Source organism: Nostoc sp. 2RC, assembly GCF_014222165.1.
Lineage (GTDB): Bacteria > Cyanobacteriota > Cyanobacteriia > Cyanobacteriales > Nostocaceae > Nostoc > Nostoc linckia.
In genome coordinates, this window is record NZ_JACKZU010000163.1 from 1 (window position 1) to 17,782 (window position 17,782).

At 45.2% G+C, this 17,782-nt stretch carries 29 protein-coding genes; all 29 read right to left on the reverse strand.

Annotated features, from left to right (window positions below):
- Nucleotides 1-113: 113 nt before the first annotated feature.
- Nucleotides 114-530, reverse strand: coding sequence for a 30S ribosomal protein S9 (rpsI, locus tag GNE10_RS18615; RefSeq protein WP_099070830.1), 417 nt, complete (start codon nucleotides 528-530; stop codon nucleotides 114-116).
- On the reverse strand, nucleotides 530-985 hold the full coding sequence (gene rplM, locus GNE10_RS18620; RefSeq protein WP_180267288.1) for a 50S ribosomal protein L13: 456 nt from the start codon (nucleotides 983-985) through the stop codon (nucleotides 530-532). The genes rpsI and rplM overlap by 1 nt, the downstream gene beginning before the upstream one ends.
- Nucleotides 986-1,054: 69 nt before the next feature.
- Nucleotides 1,055-1,882 (reverse strand): tRNA pseudouridine(38-40) synthase TruA, encoded by an 828-nt coding sequence (truA, locus tag GNE10_RS18625; RefSeq protein WP_185566462.1) that lies wholly within the window; start codon nucleotides 1,880-1,882, stop codon nucleotides 1,055-1,057.
- A 154-nt stretch (nucleotides 1,883-2,036) separates the two neighbouring features.
- On the reverse strand, nucleotides 2,037-2,387 hold the full coding sequence (gene rplQ, locus GNE10_RS18630; protein ID WP_099070833.1) for a 50S ribosomal protein L17: 351 nt from the start codon (nucleotides 2,385-2,387) through the stop codon (nucleotides 2,037-2,039).
- 121 nt (nucleotides 2,388-2,508) lie between these two features.
- A complete protein-coding gene (locus tag GNE10_RS18635) occupies nucleotides 2,509-3,456 on the reverse strand; it encodes a DNA-directed RNA polymerase subunit alpha (RefSeq protein WP_096536960.1) in 948 nt (315 codons plus the stop codon).
- A 445-nt stretch (nucleotides 3,457-3,901) separates the two neighbouring features.
- Complete coding sequence (gene rpsK / locus GNE10_RS18640; protein ID WP_096558115.1) at nucleotides 3,902-4,297, reverse strand: 30S ribosomal protein S11; 396 nt, start codon at nucleotides 4,295-4,297, stop codon at nucleotides 3,902-3,904.
- 58 nt (nucleotides 4,298-4,355) lie between these two features.
- Nucleotides 4,356-4,736 (reverse strand): 30S ribosomal protein S13, encoded by a 381-nt coding sequence (gene rpsM / locus GNE10_RS18645; protein WP_185566463.1) that lies wholly within the window; start codon nucleotides 4,734-4,736, stop codon nucleotides 4,356-4,358.
- A gap of 118 nt (nucleotides 4,737-4,854) precedes the next feature.
- Nucleotides 4,855-4,968: a 50S ribosomal protein L36 gene (rpmJ, locus tag GNE10_RS18650; RefSeq protein WP_015129703.1), complete on the reverse strand. Its 114-nt coding sequence runs from the start codon at nucleotides 4,966-4,968 to the stop codon at nucleotides 4,855-4,857.
- Between the two features lie 114 nt (nucleotides 4,969-5,082).
- Nucleotides 5,083-5,307: a translation initiation factor IF-1 gene (gene infA / locus GNE10_RS18655; RefSeq protein ID WP_006276978.1), complete on the reverse strand. Its 225-nt coding sequence runs from the start codon at nucleotides 5,305-5,307 to the stop codon at nucleotides 5,083-5,085.
- A gap of 200 nt (nucleotides 5,308-5,507) precedes the next feature.
- Nucleotides 5,508-6,059 carry an adenylate kinase gene (locus GNE10_RS18660; RefSeq protein WP_185566464.1) on the reverse strand — a complete coding sequence of 184 codons (552 nt, stop codon included), beginning with the start codon at nucleotides 6,057-6,059 and terminating at the stop codon, nucleotides 5,508-5,510.
- A complete protein-coding gene (gene secY / locus GNE10_RS18665; RefSeq protein WP_099070836.1) occupies nucleotides 6,059-7,372 on the reverse strand; it encodes a preprotein translocase subunit SecY in 1,314 nt (437 codons plus the stop codon). The genes GNE10_RS18660 and secY overlap by 1 nt, the downstream gene beginning before the upstream one ends.
- 74 nt (nucleotides 7,373-7,446) lie before the next feature.
- Nucleotides 7,447-7,890, reverse strand: coding sequence for a 50S ribosomal protein L15 (gene rplO / locus GNE10_RS18670; RefSeq protein WP_099070837.1), 444 nt, complete (start codon nucleotides 7,888-7,890; stop codon nucleotides 7,447-7,449).
- Nucleotides 7,891-7,989: 99 nt separating this feature from the next.
- Nucleotides 7,990-8,517: a 30S ribosomal protein S5 gene (gene rpsE, locus GNE10_RS18675; RefSeq protein ID WP_099070838.1), complete on the reverse strand. Its 528-nt coding sequence runs from the start codon at nucleotides 8,515-8,517 to the stop codon at nucleotides 7,990-7,992.
- A 112-nt stretch (nucleotides 8,518-8,629) separates the two neighbouring features.
- Nucleotides 8,630-8,992: a 50S ribosomal protein L18 gene (rplR, locus tag GNE10_RS18680; RefSeq protein WP_185566465.1), complete on the reverse strand. Its 363-nt coding sequence runs from the start codon at nucleotides 8,990-8,992 to the stop codon at nucleotides 8,630-8,632.
- 2 nt (nucleotides 8,993-8,994) lie between these two features.
- Complete coding sequence (gene rplF, locus GNE10_RS18685) at nucleotides 8,995-9,543, reverse strand: 50S ribosomal protein L6 (RefSeq protein ID WP_185566466.1); 549 nt, start codon at nucleotides 9,541-9,543, stop codon at nucleotides 8,995-8,997.
- A 93-nt stretch (nucleotides 9,544-9,636) separates the two neighbouring features.
- Nucleotides 9,637-10,038 (reverse strand): 30S ribosomal protein S8, encoded by a 402-nt coding sequence (gene rpsH / locus GNE10_RS18690; RefSeq protein ID WP_099070841.1) that lies wholly within the window; start codon nucleotides 10,036-10,038, stop codon nucleotides 9,637-9,639.
- 20 nt (nucleotides 10,039-10,058) lie between these two features.
- A complete protein-coding gene (gene rplE, locus GNE10_RS18695) occupies nucleotides 10,059-10,607 on the reverse strand; it encodes a 50S ribosomal protein L5 (RefSeq protein ID WP_099070842.1) in 549 nt (182 codons plus the stop codon).
- 195 nt (nucleotides 10,608-10,802) lie between these two features.
- Nucleotides 10,803-11,156 carry a 50S ribosomal protein L24 gene (gene rplX / locus GNE10_RS18700; protein ID WP_099070843.1) on the reverse strand — a complete coding sequence of 118 codons (354 nt, stop codon included), beginning with the start codon at nucleotides 11,154-11,156 and terminating at the stop codon, nucleotides 10,803-10,805.
- Nucleotides 11,156-11,524, reverse strand: a complete 369-nt coding sequence (gene rplN / locus GNE10_RS18705; RefSeq protein ID WP_099070844.1) for a 50S ribosomal protein L14 — start codon at nucleotides 11,522-11,524, stop codon at nucleotides 11,156-11,158. Before rplN ends, rplX begins: the two co-directional genes overlap by 1 nt.
- A gap of 47 nt (nucleotides 11,525-11,571) precedes the next feature.
- Nucleotides 11,572-11,820 (reverse strand): 30S ribosomal protein S17, encoded by a 249-nt coding sequence (gene rpsQ, locus GNE10_RS18710; RefSeq protein WP_099070845.1) that lies wholly within the window; start codon nucleotides 11,818-11,820, stop codon nucleotides 11,572-11,574.
- Between the two features lie 6 nt (nucleotides 11,821-11,826).
- On the reverse strand, nucleotides 11,827-12,054 hold the full coding sequence (rpmC, locus tag GNE10_RS18715; protein ID WP_185566467.1) for a 50S ribosomal protein L29: 228 nt from the start codon (nucleotides 12,052-12,054) through the stop codon (nucleotides 11,827-11,829).
- Nucleotides 12,055-12,057: 3 nt separating this feature from the next.
- Nucleotides 12,058-12,483, reverse strand: a complete 426-nt coding sequence (gene rplP, locus GNE10_RS18720) for a 50S ribosomal protein L16 (RefSeq protein ID WP_096536973.1) — start codon at nucleotides 12,481-12,483, stop codon at nucleotides 12,058-12,060.
- Nucleotides 12,484-12,569: 86 nt separating this feature from the next.
- Nucleotides 12,570-13,361: a 30S ribosomal protein S3 gene (rpsC, locus tag GNE10_RS18725; RefSeq protein WP_099070848.1), complete on the reverse strand. Its 792-nt coding sequence runs from the start codon at nucleotides 13,359-13,361 to the stop codon at nucleotides 12,570-12,572.
- 32 nt (nucleotides 13,362-13,393) lie between these two features.
- A complete protein-coding gene (rplV, locus tag GNE10_RS18730; protein ID WP_099070849.1) occupies nucleotides 13,394-13,750 on the reverse strand; it encodes a 50S ribosomal protein L22 in 357 nt (118 codons plus the stop codon).
- A 101-nt stretch (nucleotides 13,751-13,851) separates the two neighbouring features.
- The gene (gene rpsS, locus GNE10_RS18735; protein WP_099070850.1) at nucleotides 13,852-14,130 is read right to left on the reverse strand and encodes a 30S ribosomal protein S19; all 279 of its coding nucleotides are present in this window, start codon (nucleotides 14,128-14,130) and stop codon (nucleotides 13,852-13,854) included.
- A gap of 129 nt (nucleotides 14,131-14,259) precedes the next feature.
- Nucleotides 14,260-15,123 (reverse strand): 50S ribosomal protein L2, encoded by an 864-nt coding sequence (gene rplB / locus GNE10_RS18740; protein ID WP_099070851.1) that lies wholly within the window; start codon nucleotides 15,121-15,123, stop codon nucleotides 14,260-14,262.
- A 177-nt stretch (nucleotides 15,124-15,300) separates the two neighbouring features.
- Nucleotides 15,301-15,615 (reverse strand): 50S ribosomal protein L23, encoded by a 315-nt coding sequence (locus GNE10_RS18745; RefSeq protein WP_099070852.1) that lies wholly within the window; start codon nucleotides 15,613-15,615, stop codon nucleotides 15,301-15,303.
- Nucleotides 15,608-16,240, reverse strand: a complete 633-nt coding sequence (gene rplD / locus GNE10_RS18750; protein ID WP_099070853.1) for a 50S ribosomal protein L4 — start codon at nucleotides 16,238-16,240, stop codon at nucleotides 15,608-15,610. The genes GNE10_RS18745 and rplD overlap by 8 nt, the downstream gene beginning before the upstream one ends.
- A 113-nt stretch (nucleotides 16,241-16,353) precedes the next feature.
- Nucleotides 16,354-16,989: a 50S ribosomal protein L3 gene (rplC, locus tag GNE10_RS18755; RefSeq protein ID WP_185566468.1), complete on the reverse strand. Its 636-nt coding sequence runs from the start codon at nucleotides 16,987-16,989 to the stop codon at nucleotides 16,354-16,356.
- Nucleotides 16,990-17,782: the final 793 nt, after the last annotated feature.

Sequence of the window (17,782 nt, forward strand, 5' to 3'; positions counted from 1 at the left end):
GTGTGGGGAGTGTGGGGAGTGTGGGGGGAAAGATTTTTTCACCATCCTCCCACACCTCCGTCTCCTCCCACACTTCCTGCTTGCCCCATACCCAATGCCCAATGCCCCATATCCTAACGCTTAGAGTACTGAGGAGCTTTCCGGGCTTTGTGTAAACCATATTTTTTCCGTTCCTTTGCCCTGGGATCGCGAGTGAGATAACCTTCGGTTTTCAAAGGTGGACGGTTGTCTGGGTCTAGTTGGCACAAAGCACGAGCAACTCCCAAGCGAACAGAATCAGCCTGTCCAGTCAAGCCGCCGCCTTCTGCTTTTACCAAAATGTCGTATTCGTTTTCTAGTCCCAAAGTTTCCAACGGTGCTTTGATGACTCCCAGGTAATTGGCATTGAATTGGAAATACAAGTCTCCATCTTTACCATTGACAGTCAGCTTCCCAGTACCTGGAACGAGGCGTACTCTTGCTACTGCTGACTTCCGACGACCAGTACCCCAGTAAACGGCACGACCACTATTGGTATCTAATGCTACCATTAACTTTGTTCTCCAGGAATTGTACTAATTTTTAGTTCTTTAGGCTTTTGAGCATCGTGAGGATGCGTAGGGCCGGCGTAAACTTTCAGCTTGGTGAATAACTGCTTACCCAGGCTATTTTTGGGTAGCATTCCTTTGACAGCGTGTTCTATAATCCGCTCTGGCAAGCGCTGTTGTAGCTTCGCAAAGGTTTCTGTTTTCATCCCACCAGGACGACCCGAATGGCGATGGTACACTTTTTGAGTCCGCTTTTTACCTGTGACTGCTACTTTCTCAGCATTGACAACGATTACAAAGTCACCTGTATCTAGGTGGGGTGTAAACTCAGGTTTGTTTTTGCCTCTGAGGACTTGAGCAATTTCGCTGGCAAGGCGTCCGAGGCGTTTATCGGTGGCATCTACTACGTACCACTCACGCTCAAGGGATGCTTGAGCAGGAAGGTATGTTTTAACTATTGTCATTTGTGATTTGTCCTTTGTCCTTTGTCTTTTATCCTTCGTTAGTCAATTGTCTTTTGTAATTCACTAATGACCAATGACCAACTTTGGCAAGGTATCGTACCAAATCTCTTTGGGAAAGGGAAAATCTGGATAGCCGACTCGCAACAAGCACAAACCTTGAGCTGGTGCGGCGTGTTTGACTTCTTGGCGGCGTTGTTCTTTCCAGAGTTCGGTGAAATTGGCAAGTGTGCGTTCTCCAGAACCTACTTGTACCAACATTCCTACCAACAGCCGTACCATGCCATACAAAAATCCATCTGCCTGTATTTCAATATGGATAAATGGCCCACTGCGACGACACTCTACTGCCTGTACCTCTACCCAGGAATGCGATCGCTTTGAACCAGCACGATGAAAAGCGGCTAAGTGATGCTTTCCCAACAGAGGTTTGAGGGCAGTTTGGATTAATGATTCATCCAGTGGTGCATAGTAATAATGCCAACTGAAGGGTTTCACGAACAAGTTAAGTCGATCTTCAGTGTATATCGTGTAGCGATACCGCCGATAGGCTGCGCTAAAGCGGGCGTGCCAACGGCAGTCTACACCAGCTGAAGCCCTGATTAATATATCTGATGGCAGATAGCTGTTGAGAATTGTTGCCCACTTATGAGCTGGAATCAAACTGGTTGCTTCAAAATGGGCGACTTGAGCAGCAGCGTGGACTCCAGCATCGGTTCGTCCGGCACCGTGCAATGTCACATGATGTCCGAGAATAGTGGCGATCGCTTTTTCGATCTCTTCTTGGACTGTACGCTGATTTTTTTGCCGTTGCCAGCCATGAAAATGAGTGCCCAGGTATTGAATTACCAAGGCTACTCGCTGAGTTTGTGTAGGCTGGTGGCTTTCTAACATACAAATTTTGTTCTCTGTTACAAAGTTCTGATGCCTGCGGCAAGCCGCCCTTGGGGCGTCTACGCCGTAAGCCAGCGCTCAGACTTTGGGCTTTGTCTTTTGTCATTCGTCATTTGTGTCATTTGCTAATGACCAATGACTAATGACCAATGACTTAAACCAATTCAAGTATTGCCATCTCGGCATTATCGCCCCGACGAGGTACAGTATGGATGATACGGGTGTAACCACCTTGGCGATTACCATACCGAGTGGGGGCTTGTTCAAACAAAGCGTGAACCAGCGCTTTATCAAAGATATAGCCAAGGGCTTCCCGACGTGCTGCCAAGGAGCCGTTTTTGGCTAGGGTAATCATTTTATCTACTTCACTCCGTACAACTTTAGCGCGGACTAAAGTGGTGGTGATTTTACCATGACGGATTAGTTCGGTGGTAAGCGATCGCAACAAAGCGCGGCGCTGGTCTGCTGGTTTACTTAGTTGTTTGACGCGACAACGGTGACGCATAATTAAGCACTTATGAACTACAAACAATTTTCATATCATGTCCACTCGATCGCTTATCAAAAAAATCTGCACGTGTTTAGTGTTTATCTAGATGATAAGTAATCGACCAGACTCGATAAACTTAAGGATGTTTAGAGCCTCTTTCTTGGGGCAAGGTGATGCCCAAGCGACGCTGCAAAGCTTCTACGACTTCTTCTGCTGACTTTTGACCAAAGTTTTTAATTTCTAGGAGGTCTTCTTGGGTATAATCCAGTAAGTCGGCTACAGAATTCACTTGTGCCCGTTTGAGACAGTTATATGCGCGTACAGAAAGTTGCAACTCTTCGATGGGAATCTGAGCAGTTGGGTCTTCTGAAATTTCCGAACCTGTATCTGTTGGTTCTAGGGAAATGTCTTTCAACGGGTTGAATAAATCTACTAAGATTCCAGCAGCGGAGGATAGTGCTTCTTGGGGGGAGATACTGCCATTTGTCCAAACTTCCAACAAAAGTCGGTCTTTGGTAATTGACCCATCTCCACGAGCTTCTTCAACACTATAGTTTACTTTTCGCACCGGCATAAACACCGAGTCTATTTGCAGAAAGTCCAACGATGTGGCTTCTTCACGTCCTCGCTCTACAGTGCGATATCCTTTACCTCTCTCGATCCGAAATTCCATTTCCAGTTTTCCACCCTCGGCAATGGTGGCTACATACTGGGTCGGATCGATAACTTCTACTTCACTAGGTAAATCAAAATGCGCCGCAGTAATGGTTGCTGGGCCGTTAACGAGTAACCTACCAATTTGGGGTTGCGAGGAATAGTTTTTTAGGATAACTTCCTTCATTCTCATAAGGATTTCCAGCACGTCTTCCCGCACGCCAGGGACTGTAGCAAACTCATGTGAAACGCCTGCAATCCGGACTGCTGTAACTGCTGTACCCTCTAAATTGGACAGTAAAACTCGCCGCAGCGCGTTACCAACCGTTGTTCCTTGACCGCGCTCTAGAGGTTCCAAAACAAATTTACTGTAATGGTTGCGGCTTTCTTCTGTATTAGACTCTACACATTCAATTTGAAACTGCGCCACGGATTAGCCTCCCTTTTTTAAGGTGCTGCTAGCAGACAAATCTATTGCCTCCCGAATTGAGTGTCAATTTTTGATTTTTAATTTTTGATTTTCGATTGTGCTTTTTCGGTTAATTTCCGCACTCTTCTAGGTGGAACAAATTTCAAAGCTCCTCGATGGGCTGAGCTACGCTATCGTCAACTTAAAATGCACAAAGTCCCCACTTTTGCTAGGGATTAATCTCAAATCGCAAATTTGAAATCCAAAATCGATTAATTATATTTTGGGTTGACCGAAGTTCAACAGTTTTCCCTGTGGGAAAATCTGACGTTCTTCTGGTCGCCCAAGCCGTCCCAAGCTTTAGCCTTGATTGAACACAGTTTCGACACTAGACGCCCAAACGGTGATTGCAACTGACTTGACTTGACTTTGGCTTTAACTTACCTCACTGCCTAAGTTTTAACGATTAAACTCGACGGCGCTTGGGTGGACGGCAACCATTGTGAGGAATTGGGGTGATATCCCGAATTAATGTAATTTCCAGTCCTGCTCCTTGAAGTGCGCGAATAGCAGTTTCTCTGCCTGCTCCTGGGCCGCTGACCATTACTTCAATTTGGCGCATACCTTGATCGATGGCACGACGGGCTGCACTTTCAGCAGCGGTTTGTGCTGCAAAGGGAGTTCCCTTTTTTGCTCCCTTAAAGCCGCTAGAACCAGCACTAGCCCAGGAGATAACATCTCCATTTTGATCGGTAATGGTGACAATGCTATTGTTGAAAGTAGACTGGATGTAAGCCATCCCATTGGGGACGTTCCGTTTCTGCTTTTTGCTCCCGGTTTTTTTGGTTGGTTGTCTGGCCATACTTGTTTTGTTGGTTTAAGGTAAAACTTGCTCTGTTTAGCAAGTGTTGTTAATTTATTTATTTCCCTGGTGCCTTCTTCTTACCTGCCACTGTCTGCCTTCTGCCTCTACGGGTTCTAGCATTGGTACGAGTTCTCTGTCCTCTAACTGGTAAGCCCATACGATGACGACGGCCTCTATAGGTGCCAATGTCAACTAAGCGCTTAATGTTCATCGACTCCCAGCGCCGTAAGTCTCCTTCAACTTCGTAGTTAGTTTCTATTTCTGCTCGCAGTTTGGCTACATCGCCGTCATTCAAATCTTTAACGCGGGTGTCTGGGTTGACACCTGTAGTCACTAGAATTTCTTGCGATCGCGATAACCCTATTCCGTAAATGTAAGTCAGACCAATCTCAACGCGTTTGTCGCGTGGAAGGTCTACTCCGGCGATACGTGCCACAATGAACTCTCCCTATTGTTCTTGCGATTACTTGTAGTCAAAAAAAACGCCTATCTTGCGTCTCTTTTTTTTTATAAAGATTGTGCGCTTTGCAACACTACTCTGTTGATTCAGAGCCTTATCCTTGACGTTGCTTGTGTTTTGGATTGACGCAAATCACCATAACGCGACCACGACGTTTGATCACGTTACACTTTTCACAAATTTTCTTGACTGAGGCTCTAACTTTCATGCCTTTTTTACTTTGACTCCAAATATTAAATTATAACATTTTTTAGGGAATTATTCAGGTAAGTTGACTGGTAAACAGTCAAAAAGATGGTTTTATGGTAAAATTCTCTACATATTACTTCTTTCTCAGTCGGTAGGTGATTCTGCCCTTGGTCAAGTCGTAGGGGGTTAACTCGACTTTGACGCGATCGCCAGGCAAAATTTTAATATAGTTGCGGCGAATCTTACCGGAAATGTGTGCCAGTACATTAAAGCCATTGTCCAAATCAACGCGAAACATTGCGTTGGGCAAAGACTCGGTGACTGTGCCTTCCATTTCAATTAAATCTTGCTTAGACAATTTGTTTTTTCCTCAACTCAACAATCTCCTGTTCGTTTGCAGCGCTTCCTCTGCAAGAGAACATACTTTGGGAAATATATCAACAACTTCTTAATATATTTTAGCTAAAATTGGGTATGGGGTATGGGGTATGGGGCAAACAGGGCATTGGTGATTAATTTTTACCCCTCACTCCCTCATCTTCCCCATTGCTTTCATTCTTAAGCGATTATCTTTTGCAGTTCATCAGTGACTTCTTCTTGGGACTGATTGCCATTGACTGTTAGGAGCTTTTGGCGATCGCGGTAATAATCAATTAAAGGTGCAGTTTCAGCACGGTAAACTTCTAGACGACGACGAATCACTTCTTCATTATCATCTTTTCGTCCTCGTGACAGTAAACGTCCTACTACTACCTCATCTGGGACTTCTAGGCTGACTACTTTTTCACCAGACTGGTCTAGCTGTTCGAGTAATTCTTCAAGAAATACTGCTTGCTTAACAGTCCGAGGAAAACCATCGAGAATCCAACCATGCTTGGCATCTAACTGACTCAGGCGTTCTTGTACCATTTCTTGTACTAGAATGTCTGGGACTAGTTCCCCTTTATCCATATAACTTTGAGCTTTCAAGCCCAAACGGGTTTGTTTGGACAATGCTTCGCGCAGTATGTCACCCGTAGAAACATGGGGAACTTGCCGATGGTCAGCTAATGTCTTAGCTTGTGTTCCTTTACCAGCTCCAGGCGGCCCCAAGAAGATTAGTCGCGTCACTATTGTTTCACCATTCCTTCATAGCGCTGAGAGATAACATAAGTTTGGATTTGTCTTGCCGTATCGATGGCCACACCAACTAAAATCAACAAAGAGGTAGCACCCAATCCCTTAAATGTCGGGACTCCTAAAGCACTTTCCACGCCGGTTGGGATAATAGCAACTAAACCCAAAAAGATAGCACCTAAAAATGTGAGTCGGTTCGACACCCGTTCGATGTATTCGCTAGTTGCCTTGCCAGGACGGATACCAGGAATACTAGAACCCATTTTCTTCAAATTTTGAGCTACATCTACTGGGTTGAGAATTAAGGAAGAATAGAAGTAGCTGAAGAAAATAATGGAAATCATGTACACTAGGGCGTAAAGCCAAGAACCAGAACCGCTGGGACTCAGATAAGTGTTAACTATATTGGCCAATTCAGCATTTTTCGTGAAATTGGCGATTAACAATGGCAAACTGAGAATTGCGGCAGCAAAAATAATTGGCATGACACCGCCTTGATTGAGGCGCAAGGGTAGAAAACTACGCTGTTCTGCCAAAACTCGGCGGCCTACTTGGCGACGAGCAGAAATAATTGGAATACGGCGCATTCCTTCTTGCACAACCACAATACCAACAATTGTGGCCAAGAAAACTAAGATAAGTACGATCACGCGGCCTACTGTTTCCCGACCGCCCACTTGTACCAAATCGATGGTATCGCCCAAAGCTTTTGGTAGTGAAGCGACGATATTGACAAAAATCAACAATGATGCACCATTTCCAATACCCCGTTCTGTAATCAGTTCTGATGCCCACATAACGAACATAGAACCAGCAGTGAGGGCGATGGCAGTTTCAGCTACAAATAAAGGCCCTGGATTCAAAGCAAATTGCTGCAAGAATAATGCTGAAAAAGCCGTACTTTGAATAATTCCCCATCCCAAAGATACATATCGGGTAATTTGGGATATTTTTCGCCTACCTGCTTCCCCTTCATTTTTCTGTAAATTTTCTAAAGATGGAATTGCAGCGGTGAGCAATTGGATGATAATGGACGCATTGATAAAGGGCAAAATTCCCAAAGCAAAGACTCCCAAAGTTGAAAGTCCTCGCCCAGAAAAGATATCCAGCAAACCAAATATGGCGTTGTTTCCTGAGATGGCTGTGGCAAAACGATCCCTATCAATTCCTGGCACAGGCAAGAAGATGCCTAAGCGAACCAAAATTAAAATACCGACGGTGACAAGCAGCCTACCTCTCAGCCCAGCTGCTTGTGCCATCTGCATAAAAGTTTCTTGAGCCGTTGGGGCTTTGTCTCGACTGATCATAGAGTGCTACCTTTAGTGTGAACCAGGCGCTGGTTGCGAGTTGGCTTGCATCTAAGTGCCCTATTCCGGCTCACTCATAAGACTTCACAACTCCCACCAGCTGCCTCAATTTTGCTGCGAGCTGTACCTGTGAAAGCTGCCGCTTGTACCTTGAGCGGAACGCTCAATTCCCCGTTACCCAAAATTTTCAATGGGCCTTTAGCACCGGTGATAATACCTGCTGCTTCTAATGAGGTCAAAGTTACTTCGGTATTAGGGGGGAGGGAGGCTAGCTTCTCTACATTAATCGTAGTGTAAATCTTGCGATTCACAATTGGAAAGCCCTTGAGTTTTGGTAAGCGGCGGTAAAGTGGCTGTTGACCACCTTCAAAACCTGGTCTCGTACCACTACCAGAGCGAGATTTTTGACCCCGCATACCTAAACCAGCACTCGCACCTTGACCAGCAGAAATACCCCTACCTACACGGCGACGGCGTTTCTTCGAGCCTTTTTGGGGCTTAACATCGTTGAGTCTCATAAGCTAAAAGTGTCCTTTGTCAATTGTCCTCGTCATTTGTCAATTGTCCTTTGTCATTTGCAAATGACTAATGACCAATGACTAATGACTGATGACTAATTAGATGTAGAGATTTTCAATAGGAATACCGCGATCTTCAGCAACTTCAGAGAGAGTACGCAGTGTAGACAAAGCGTTAACTGCGGCTCTAGCATTATTGAGCGGATTGTTGGAGCCAAGTTGCTTGGCTAGGACGTTGCGAACTCCTGCCAATTCCAAGACTGTACGGACAGCGCCACCAGCAATTACACCAGTACCAGGTGCGGCTGGACGCATAATTACTTTTGCACCGCCACCAATACCATCGATGGGATGGGGGATAGAGTTGGATTTGGTGATTGGGATATCAATGAGGTGTTTTTTGCCGTCGGCTACACCTTTTTTCACTGCTCCAATTACATCAGAGGCTTTACCTACTCCAACACCAACTTGCCCGCGTTCGTTACCAACGACGACTATTGCCCGGAAGCTAAGTTTTTTACCGCCTTTAACCACCTTACTCACGCGTCGGATCTGAATTACCCTCTCTTGCCAAGTGGTTTCTTCTTTTTTGGCACGCTTGGTTCTAGTTTTACGCTCTGTTGCCATAATCAATGTTCTCTTAATGTCATTTGTCAGTTGTCATTTGTCCTTTGTCATTTGTCCTTTGTCATTTGTCCTTTGCAAATGAACAATGACTAATGACTAATGACCAATGACTTTAGAAATCTAAACCGGCTTCGCGAGCTGCATCAGCTAGGGCTTTGACACGACCATGATATAGGTTGCCGCCGCGATCGAAGACTACTTTGGCAATGCCTTTTTCTAGCGCTCGTACTGCGATCAATTTACCAACTTGCACGGATGCCTCTTGGTTGGCACCTGAAGCTAAACTTGATTTCAACTCTGGTTCTACAGTTGATGCTGCCACTAGGGTGTGATGCTTTGTATCATCAATTACCTGGGCATAAATATGCTCGTTGGAACGAAATACTGCTAAACGCGGCCGTTCTGGGGAGCCAATAACTCTGCCACGAACGCGTCGATGGCGACGCTGTTTTGATTCTCTACGAGTAAGTTTCATTTTTACTTCTTACCACTCTTACCAGTCTTACCAGCTTTACGTCTTACCACTTCACCGGCATAGCGAATACCTTTGCCTTTGTAGGGTTCTGGTGCGCGAACGGCACGAATTTTAGCTGCTATGTTGCCGACAATTTCCTTGTCGTAGCCGCTGACAATAACGTTAGTGGTGCCTTCGACTGCAAATTGAACTCCTTCTGGTGGTTCGATTTGCACCTGATGGCTATAACCCATGTTTAATACTAGGTTACGTCCTTGAATTTGTGCTCGGTAACCAACCCCTTGGATTTCCAAACGGCGTTGAAAACCTTGAGAAACTCCTTCCACCATATTGGCAACTAAAGTGCGGCTCAAGCCGTGTAATTGCCTGGAAGTACGAGTATCATCTCGACGAGTTACTTGTAATACTTCTCCCTCTTGGGAAACTATAACGTTGGCAGGTAAATTGCGAGAAAGTTCTCCTTTAGGCCCTTTAACCACAACTTTAGTGCCATCGATCGCCACTTGTACTTTGGCGGGAATGGAAATTGGACGTTTACCAATACGAGACATGATTTTTTGTCCTTTATGAAGTTATGAGTTATGAGTTATGAGTTTTTATGACTAACTTTTTACTCCTCACTTTTAACTCTTCACTTTTGTTTACTACCAAACGTAGCAAAGCACTTCACCACCCAAGTTCTGACGCCGCGCTTCGCGGTCAGTCATAATACCACTGGATGTAGAAATAATGGCTATACCAATGCCGCCTAATACTCTTGGTAATTCTTTTCTATTGGAGTAAACACGCAAACCAGGTTTACTAACTCGCTTCAGGGCAGTGATTAAAGGCTGACGATTCTTACCCTTGTATTTCAGGGAGATCACCAAATTGCGTTTTACATCATCTCCTGATTCTTCATATTCACCAATGAAACCTTCTTCCCGCAGCACCTTGGCAATACTACGGGTCATTTTTGTAGCTGGCACTTGTGTAGTTTGATGCCGCGCCAGGTTGGCATTGCGGATGCGCGTCAGCATATCTGCAATTGTGTCGTTAGCCGCCATCGTTCCCTCTATAGATGAACTTATTGATCGCGAAAGGGCATTCCTAATTCTTTAAGTAAGGCGCGGCCCTCTTCGTCGTTTTTCGCTGTGGTGATGATGGAAATATCCAAACCACGGATTTGATCGATGCTATCGTACTCGACCTCTGGAAAAATTAGCTGTTCTCTAACACCGAGAGTATAGTTCCCACGTCCGTCAAAGCTTTTAGGGCTGACACCGCGAAAATCTCGGATTCTTGGTAGCGATAGGCTAATGAGTCGGTCGAGAAAGGCATACATTCTTTCGCCTCTGAGGGTGACCATAATACCCACAGGCATACCTTGACGAATTTTAAAGCCAGCGATCGCTTTTTTCGCCCTGGTCACTACTGGTTTTTGACCAGTAATTGTTGCAATTTCATTGATCGATGCTTCCAACGCCTTGGCATTTTGAGCCGCTTCGCCCAATCCTCGGTTAACAGTAACTTTCACCAACTTCGGTACTTGATGAACGTTGGTAAATTGAAACTGAGAAGTTAGTTTTGGGACGATTGTCTCGTGATATAAGGTTTTGAGTCTTGTTGTCGCCATAGTTTTTGTCTTGATATCCCTGGGCTTGGTCAGGGAATAAAGTTATGAGTTGTAAGTTGTGAGTTGTGAGTTGTGAGTTATGAGTTATGAGTTGTGAGTTATGAGTTGTGATTTTTCACTCCTAACTTTTAACTTTTCTTTCCTAATTTTTAAGTTTTAATTCCTAACTCCTAACTTTTAATTCCTAACTCATAACTATTTATCAATAATTTCGCCAGTTTTCTTAAGTTTTCTCACTTTTTTACCTTCTGGCGTAAAGGTGTAGCAAACACGACTAGCAACGTTTTGCTTGGTGGAATAAAGCATGACGTTGGAGCTATGAATGGGGAATTCTTGGGTAACAATGCGCCCTGATTCTCCTTCTTGCTGCGGTTTGACGTGCTTAGTTTTAATATTGACACCTTTGACGATAACTTGACTCAGTTGGGGAAGTGCTTTGATAATTTCACCAACTTTTCCTTTGTCTTTACCAGCAATTACTTGTACGGTGTCGCCAGTTTTAACGTGCATTTTGTGGAATACTTTGGGCGTACCCTGTTTGGTTGCCATTACAGCACCTCCGGAGCCAGAGAAACAATTTTGGTAAAGTTTTTATCGCGGAGTTCCCGCGCAACTGGGCCGAAAACCCGCGTGCCTCTGGGATTCCCGTCTTTGTTGATAATTACAGCGGCGTTATCGTCAAAGCGAATACTCATACCGCTATCACGTTTTACAGCTTTGCGAGTACGAACAATTACTGCTTCCACTACATCAGACTTTTTGACAGCCATATTGGGTGTAGCGTCTTTGACAACAGCAATAATCTTATCGCCAATAAAACCATAACGACGGTTGCCTCCGCCTAAGACGCGGATACACATTAGCTTTCGGGCACCGCTATTATCTGCGACATTTAAGTAAGTCTGGGGTTGAATCACGATTGTGCTCCCTTGTTATGTTGTTATAAAACTAACAACTATGAGGTTTAAGTAGGTTTGACGTTCAGGATTTCTGTGACTTTCCAGCGTTTGGTTTTACTCAAAGGTCTAGTTTCCTGAATGCGGACGCGATCGCCCACTTTACACTGATTTTCTTCGTCGTGAACCTTATAGCGCTGGGTTTGAACTACAATTTTGCCGTACTTGGGGTGAGGAGCGCGGTTTTCTACGGCCACTACCACCGTTTTTTGCATTTTGTCGCTCACTACCAAGCCAACTCGTTCTTTGACTGCCATAATCTCCTACTTTTCTGCTTGCGGGGGTTGATTTGCTGCCCGTTTGCGTTCTCCCTCCACCGTCAGCAATTGAGCTAGGCGGTGTTTAGCATGTCGGAACTGGTGGGGCTTGTCTAGTTGTCTTGTGGCTTTTTGCAAGCGCAACTGAAATAGTTGTTTTTTGATAGCGAGAATTTCTTCAGAAAGTTTTTCGTCGCTTAATTCCCTTGCTTCTGAAATCTTGGGAAGAGGCATAACCTACTCCTGTTCCTGTGGTTGAGAGCGCACAATAAATTTGGTTTTGATTGGCAGTTTATATGCAGCCAAGCGCATGGCTTCACGGGCGATTTCTTCAGAAACGCCAGCGATTTCAAACATAATCCGCCCTGGCTTAACTACAGCTACCCAAAACTCTGGCGAACCCTTACCGGAACCCATCCGAGTTTCCGCAGGACGCATGGTTACAGGTTTATCAGGGAAAATCCGAATCCAGATTTGTCCCCCCCGGCGAATATAACGAGTCATTGCCCGCCGAGAAGCTTCTATTTGTCGGGAGGTAATCCAAGCTGGTTCTTGAGCTTGGAGTGCGAAATCACCGAAGTTCAGGGTACTACCACGGCTGGCTAGTCCCTCCATCCGTCCGCGCTGTTGTTTGCGGAATTTAGTTCTTCTAGGACTTAACATGATTAGCTACTGAGTACTGGGCATTGAGCATTGGGCATTGGGCATGGGGCATTATCAATGCCCAATGCCCTATGGGCCATTCCCATTTATCCTTCATTTGAACGGTCTTCAAATTGTTGGCGACGGCGTTGCTGTTGACGACGGCGGGGTTCGCGTTCGCGATCGCCACGATCCGAGCGATCGCCACGATCCGAGCGAGCTGCGGGTGGTGGTGCAGTTTCTTCCTGTCCAGGGATAATTTCTCCCTTAAACACCCATACTTTGATACCCAAAATGCCGTAAATAGTTTTTGCTGTGCAATAAGAGTAATCAATGTCAGCCCGTAAGGTGTGTAGAGGTACTCTACCTTCACGAGTCCACTCTGTCCGGGCAATTTCAGCACCGTTTAGGCGACCACTGACTTGAATTTTAATACCTTGGACGCCAGCCCGTTGGGCGCGTTGAATCGCTTGTCGCACTACTCGCCGGAAGGAAACACGGCGTTCTAATTGTTGAGCAATATATTCAGCAATCAGGTATGCATCAGCATCAACTCGTTGCACTTCAACTACGTTAATGCGAATTTGGCGATTACTACCCAACAGCCCTTGGAGTCCGGTACGCAAGGATTCTATACCTTGTCCACCGCGACCCACTACTACCCCTGGTCTAGCTGTGCGTACTTCTAGGTCGATTTGGTCGGCTTTTCGCTCAATTCTCACTTCGGAGATTCCGGCGTTGTTTTGAGCTAGTCTACCGAGCTTTTGTTCTATGTATGTACGGAGTTTGTGGTCTTCTTGTAAAAGTTCTGGATAACGTTCCGGAACTGCAAACCAACGGGATTGGTGTTCTTGTGTAATACCCAGGCGAAAACCGACTGGATGAATTTTCTGTCCCACGAATGCTTCCTCTAAAATTTCTGACTAAATCGTTATTTTTCTGGGGCGGCTCCAACGGCGACAGTAATATGACACGTCGGCTTGCGAATTTGGTAAGCTCGACCTTGCGCCCTTGGTTGAAATCGTTTCAGGACAGGCCCTTGGTCGGCATAAGCCTGAGTAATTATTAGTTCAGACCGATCTAAGCCAGCATTGTGTTCGGCATTGGCAGCAGCGCTTCTGAGAACCTTCAATATGGGTTCAGTGGCGCGATAGGGCATGAATTCCAGAATAATTAACGCTTCTCGATAGGATAGCCCGCGGATTTGATCGAGTACGCGACGCACTTTCAAGGGAGAAATGCGGATAAAACGGGCGATCGCTTTCACTTCAGTAGTATCAGTAGCCATAATTTTCTCCATTTTGGTCATTTGCCTTCTGTCACTTGTCATTTGTCTTTTGTCCTTTTTTGAGAATCAATGACCAATGACTAATGACTAATGACTAATGACTACCTACCCGATTTTTTGTCACTTTTGCCATGACCCCTGTAGGTGCGTGTTGGGGCGAATTCACCCAACTTGTGTCCTACCATTTGTTCGTTGACAAATACTGGAACGTGTTGACGCCCATTATGAACAGCTATGGTATGACCGACCATCACAGGTAGAATTGTCGAAGCTCGTGACCAAGTTTTAATAACTTCTTTTCTGTTAGTGTCGTTGAGCTTTTCAATTTTTTTAAGAAGATGATCCGCAACAAAGGGACCTTTTTTTAGAGAACGACCCATAGTTCAATTTTGGATTTTGGATTTCGGAATTAGAATTTAGGAGTGAGGAGTTAGGAATGATGAGTTAGAAGTTAGATTTTACTCTCAACTTATTTCAGTCATAACTCATAAGTCATAACTCCTAACTCTTTACGATTCACGACCGCCACGACCGCGTTTAGAAGATTTACGACGACGACGTACTATATATTTGCTGCTGAGTTTCTTGGGATTGCGTGTCTTGGCTCCCAAGGTGGGTTTGCCCCAAGGTGTTACAGGGCCAGATCTACCGATGGGTGCCCTACCTTCACCACCACCATGTGGGTGATCCACTGGGTTCATGACGCTACCTCTGACCTTCGGACGGCGACCCTTCCAGCGATTTCGTCCTGCTTTACCTGCACTGAGGTTTCTAGCGTCAGTGTTACCTACTTGCCCAATGGTGGCGTAGCATTCACGTCGAATCAACCGGACTTCTCCTGAGGGCAACTTAAGAGTTACATAATTGCCTTCTTTTGCCACTACTTGAGCGCTAGCACCAGCCGCACGTACAATTTGACCACCTTTACCGGGGGTCAGTTCTACGTTGTGAACGCTAGTACCCAAGGGAATATTTGATAGTGGTAGGGCATTCCCGTCTTCAAAGGGAGCTTCGGGGCCAGCAATAATTGTTGTCCCTACTTTCAAGCCGTTTGGTTGGATAATATAGCGTTTTTCGCCATCTTGGTATTCCAACAATGCAATGCGCGCATTGCGATTGGGATCGTATTCGATGGCTGTCACTTGGGCGGGAATATTGCGCTTATCTCTTTTAAAATCGATGATCCGGTAAAGTTTTTTATGTCCGCCACCCCGGCGACGACTGGTTATCCGCCCTTGATTATTCCGACCTTTGGCGCGGTGTACGAATTTAGTTAGAGATTTCTCTGGCTCAGTTTTGGTGATTTCCGAGAAGTCAGAAATCGTTACTTGCCGAGTACTTGGGGTATAAGGGCGATAGGAACGAGTACCCATAATCTATTTTGGATTTGATGAATTTTGGATTTTGGATTTTGGATTTTGGATTTAATGAATTTTGGATTTTGGATTTTGGATTTAATGAGTGTTTAACTAATTACAACCATTGATGGCACTTTCTCAGTAAACTCCTCAATCTAAAATCTAAAATCTAAAATCTAAAATCTAAAATTCCTAGACATCTGGGAATAGAATCTGTCTAATCTTCTCTACATCCCCTGGTGCAACGGTAACAATAGCTCGCTTATACAGGGGCTTAAAACCAACAAATTTACCAACGCGACGTTTTTTACGTGGTGGTACTGCGGTATTGACTTTGACAACCTTGACTTGAAATAAATCTTCAATCGCAGCCTTGATTTCTGGTTTAGATGCTTTTGGAGTTACTTCAAAGGTGTATTTATTCTGCTCCATTAAGATGGTCGCTTTCTCGGTAACAATTGGGCGACGCACTAAGTCGGCAAGATAGCGGGGGTCAAAGCTAGGCACTGTAGACCTCCTGAATTTTTTCTAGAGCTGATGTTGTAAGCACAATCTTGTCAGCGTGCAATAAATCGTAAACATTTAACTGGTCAGCTGCAATTAACTTCAAATTTGCGATATTGCGGGCTGACAAATAAACGTTTTCTGGAAATTCAGACAATACTAATAGTGTCTTATTTTCTGGCGCTGCTCCCCAACGAGCTAATGCTGCTACCAAATCTTTGGTTTTTGGACGTGATAGCTGTTCGCTAAATTCTTCTACTACAATCAAATCGTCAATGCGACCGACGAATGCTGTCCGTAGTGCTAAACGGCGCTCTTTGCGGTTCATTTTCAAGTTGAAGTCTCTGGGTTTTGGCCCAAAGATCACACCACCGCCACGCCATAGGGGCGAACGAATCGAACCAGCACGGGCGCGACCAGTGCCCTTTTGACGCCAGGGTTTGCGTCCGCCTCCTCTCACTTCTGAACGAGTCTTGGTACTGGCAGTTCCTTGACGAGCGTTGGTCATTTGCCGTACTAGAGCGCGGTGTACAATATGAGACGCTGTTTGCTCTTTGGCAACTCGCAACTCAAAGCTTGTCTGGCCGACTTGTTCTCCTTGCCAATTTTTAACTACACTTTCAACCATTTTTAGTCCTTAGTCATTAGTCCTTAGTAGAGACGCGATTAATCGCATCTGTACAATAGTCCTTAGTCATTAGTCATTAGTCCAAATTTTGACTGTTGACTATTGGCTAGTGACTACTTACCGACTTGCTTTGCAGGTACAACACTTACCAGAGCGCCTGGTTTTCCAGGAATGGCTCCTTTAATTAGCAATAAGTTACGTTCTGCGTCTACTCGCACCACAGTCAGCTTGCGAATTGTGACGCGGGTACCGCCTAAACGCCCCGCCATCCGCTTACCTGGATACACGCGACCAGGTGTAGTACCAGCACCAATGGAACCAGGCGCTCTATGGTTTTTAGAACCATGTGACATCGGCCCCCGACCAAAGTTGTTACGCTTCTGGTTACCCGCAAAGCCACGGCCGATACTTGTACCGATTACATCTACTGTTTGACCTGCACTAAAAATATCTGCTTTAATCTGCTGACCTAAAGCATAATCACTAGAGCTGTCAGTGTGATACTCATTTAAATGACGCAATGCTGGGGCAGATGATTTGGCTAAGTGACCCAACAATGGTTTGTTTAATGCCTTTGGTTTGACTTCGCCATAACCAACTTGAATGGCGGCGTAACCATCGGTTTGTTTTGTTTTAACTTGTGTAACAGTGCATGGCCCTGCTTGGATAACGGTAACAGGAATGGCTACTCCTGCTTCGTCAAATATTTGGGTCATGCCCAGCTTGGTGCCGAGAATACCTACAGACACAGTAACTGGTTCTCCTTTCTACTTGCTGACCTTGTAATCCGACTCTAGAGGACACGCTTTGTACGCGTCAGTTTAGGCTATAGCCTGGGAAATTTGGAATGATCTCAACCACTCCAAATACTTTGGGACACAACAAACCGTGTCCGTACTGCTTGGCGAATCTGTTTAGCTTCAGTGACGAGACCGCCATAACAGCCACAAGTCTCTTCCCATTGGGAAGAAGTAACTTCTGGAATCAATGCAAGGCGCTACAGCTTTCGGCTGTGTGCAGCAATGCCTTTGTCCAAGCAATTGCTGTGGCACTTTTTGCAGGCAGCGTTGCCGCTGGGTTTTTGATTTGTATCTGCCCAAAGGACGGCTTCCCCAAGGTTGGTGACTGCCTTGTTGCAGGTGGACTTAGGCGGCTTTACCACCCAGTATCCGTTCACTGAGCTAGCACTGCTGCTCAGATGTCATGTTCTTAAAGACCTTAAACTGTTGTTTAAAGCTTTGCCTTTTTTGTCGTCGGCTTACGAGTGAGTTTAGTCTGAAGCTGAGGATTAGCTTTGCTTCGTCCTTCACAAGCTCCAATGTTAACCTAAAAGCTTTCTTAGTTTACCAGCCAATGAACAATCTAAGTTAAATTATCATCTTTAAATTCACCGTTCGGGCTTTGATGCTAACACTATTTCAGAATGACATTAGGGAGGCAAACTAATTTGGGCATTTGGTCACAATCTAATAATATAAATTATTTATTTATCATTGTCCAGTAATTTTTTAGAATTGGGTATGGGAGATGGGGAGATGGGGG

Excerpts from the sequence above, each read along its gene's own strand:
- rpsI (WP_099070830.1), bottom strand. The coding sequence starts at position 530 with ATGGTAGCATTAGATACCAATAGTGGTCGTGCCGTTTACTGGGGTACT.
- truA (WP_185566462.1), bottom strand. The coding sequence starts at position 1,882 with ATGTTAGAAAGCCACCAGCCTACACAAACTCAGCGAGTAGCCTTGGTA.
- rplQ (WP_099070833.1), bottom strand. The coding sequence starts at position 2,387 with ATGCGTCACCGTTGTCGCGTCAAACAACTAAGTAAACCAGCAGACCAG.
- rpsK (WP_096558115.1), bottom strand. The coding sequence starts at position 4,297 with ATGGCCAGACAACCAACCAAAAAAACCGGGAGCAAAAAGCAGAAACGG.
- rpmJ (WP_015129703.1), bottom strand. The coding sequence starts at position 4,968 with ATGAAAGTTAGAGCCTCAGTCAAGAAAATTTGTGAAAAGTGTAACGTG.
- secY (WP_099070836.1), bottom strand. The coding sequence starts at position 7,372 with ATGATCAGTCGAGACAAAGCCCCAACGGCTCAAGAAACTTTTATGCAG.
- rplO (WP_099070837.1), bottom strand. The coding sequence starts at position 7,890 with ATGAGACTCAACGATGTTAAGCCCCAAAAAGGCTCGAAGAAACGCCGT.
- rpsE (WP_099070838.1), bottom strand. The coding sequence starts at position 8,517 with ATGGCAACAGAGCGTAAAACTAGAACCAAGCGTGCCAAAAAAGAAGAA.
- rplR (WP_185566465.1), bottom strand. The coding sequence starts at position 8,992 with ATGAAACTTACTCGTAGAGAATCAAAACAGCGTCGCCATCGACGCGTT.
- rplF (WP_185566466.1), bottom strand. The coding sequence starts at position 9,543 with ATGTCTCGTATTGGTAAACGTCCAATTTCCATTCCCGCCAAAGTACAA.
- rpsH (WP_099070841.1), bottom strand. The coding sequence starts at position 10,038 with ATGGCGGCTAACGACACAATTGCAGATATGCTGACGCGCATCCGCAAT.
- rplE (WP_099070842.1), bottom strand. The coding sequence starts at position 10,607 with ATGGCGACAACAAGACTCAAAACCTTATATCACGAGACAATCGTCCCA.
- rplX (WP_099070843.1), bottom strand. The coding sequence starts at position 11,156 with ATGGCAACCAAACAGGGTACGCCCAAAGTATTCCACAAAATGCACGTT.
- rpsQ (WP_099070845.1), bottom strand. The coding sequence starts at position 11,820 with ATGGCAGTCAAAGAACGAGTTGGCTTGGTAGTGAGCGACAAAATGCAA.
- rpmC (WP_185566467.1), bottom strand. The coding sequence starts at position 12,054 with ATGCCTCTTCCCAAGATTTCAGAAGCAAGGGAATTAAGCGACGAAAAA.
- rplP (WP_096536973.1), bottom strand. The coding sequence starts at position 12,483 with ATGTTAAGTCCTAGAAGAACTAAATTCCGCAAACAACAGCGCGGACGG.
- rplV (WP_099070849.1), bottom strand. The coding sequence starts at position 13,750 with ATGGCTACTGATACTACTGAAGTGAAAGCGATCGCCCGTTTTATCCGC.
- rpsS (WP_099070850.1), bottom strand. The coding sequence starts at position 14,130 with ATGGGTCGTTCTCTAAAAAAAGGTCCCTTTGTTGCGGATCATCTTCTT.
- rplB (WP_099070851.1), bottom strand. The coding sequence starts at position 15,123 with ATGGGTACTCGTTCCTATCGCCCTTATACCCCAAGTACTCGGCAAGTA.
- rplD (WP_099070853.1), bottom strand. The coding sequence starts at position 16,240 with ATGGTTGAAAGTGTAGTTAAAAATTGGCAAGGAGAACAAGTCGGCCAG.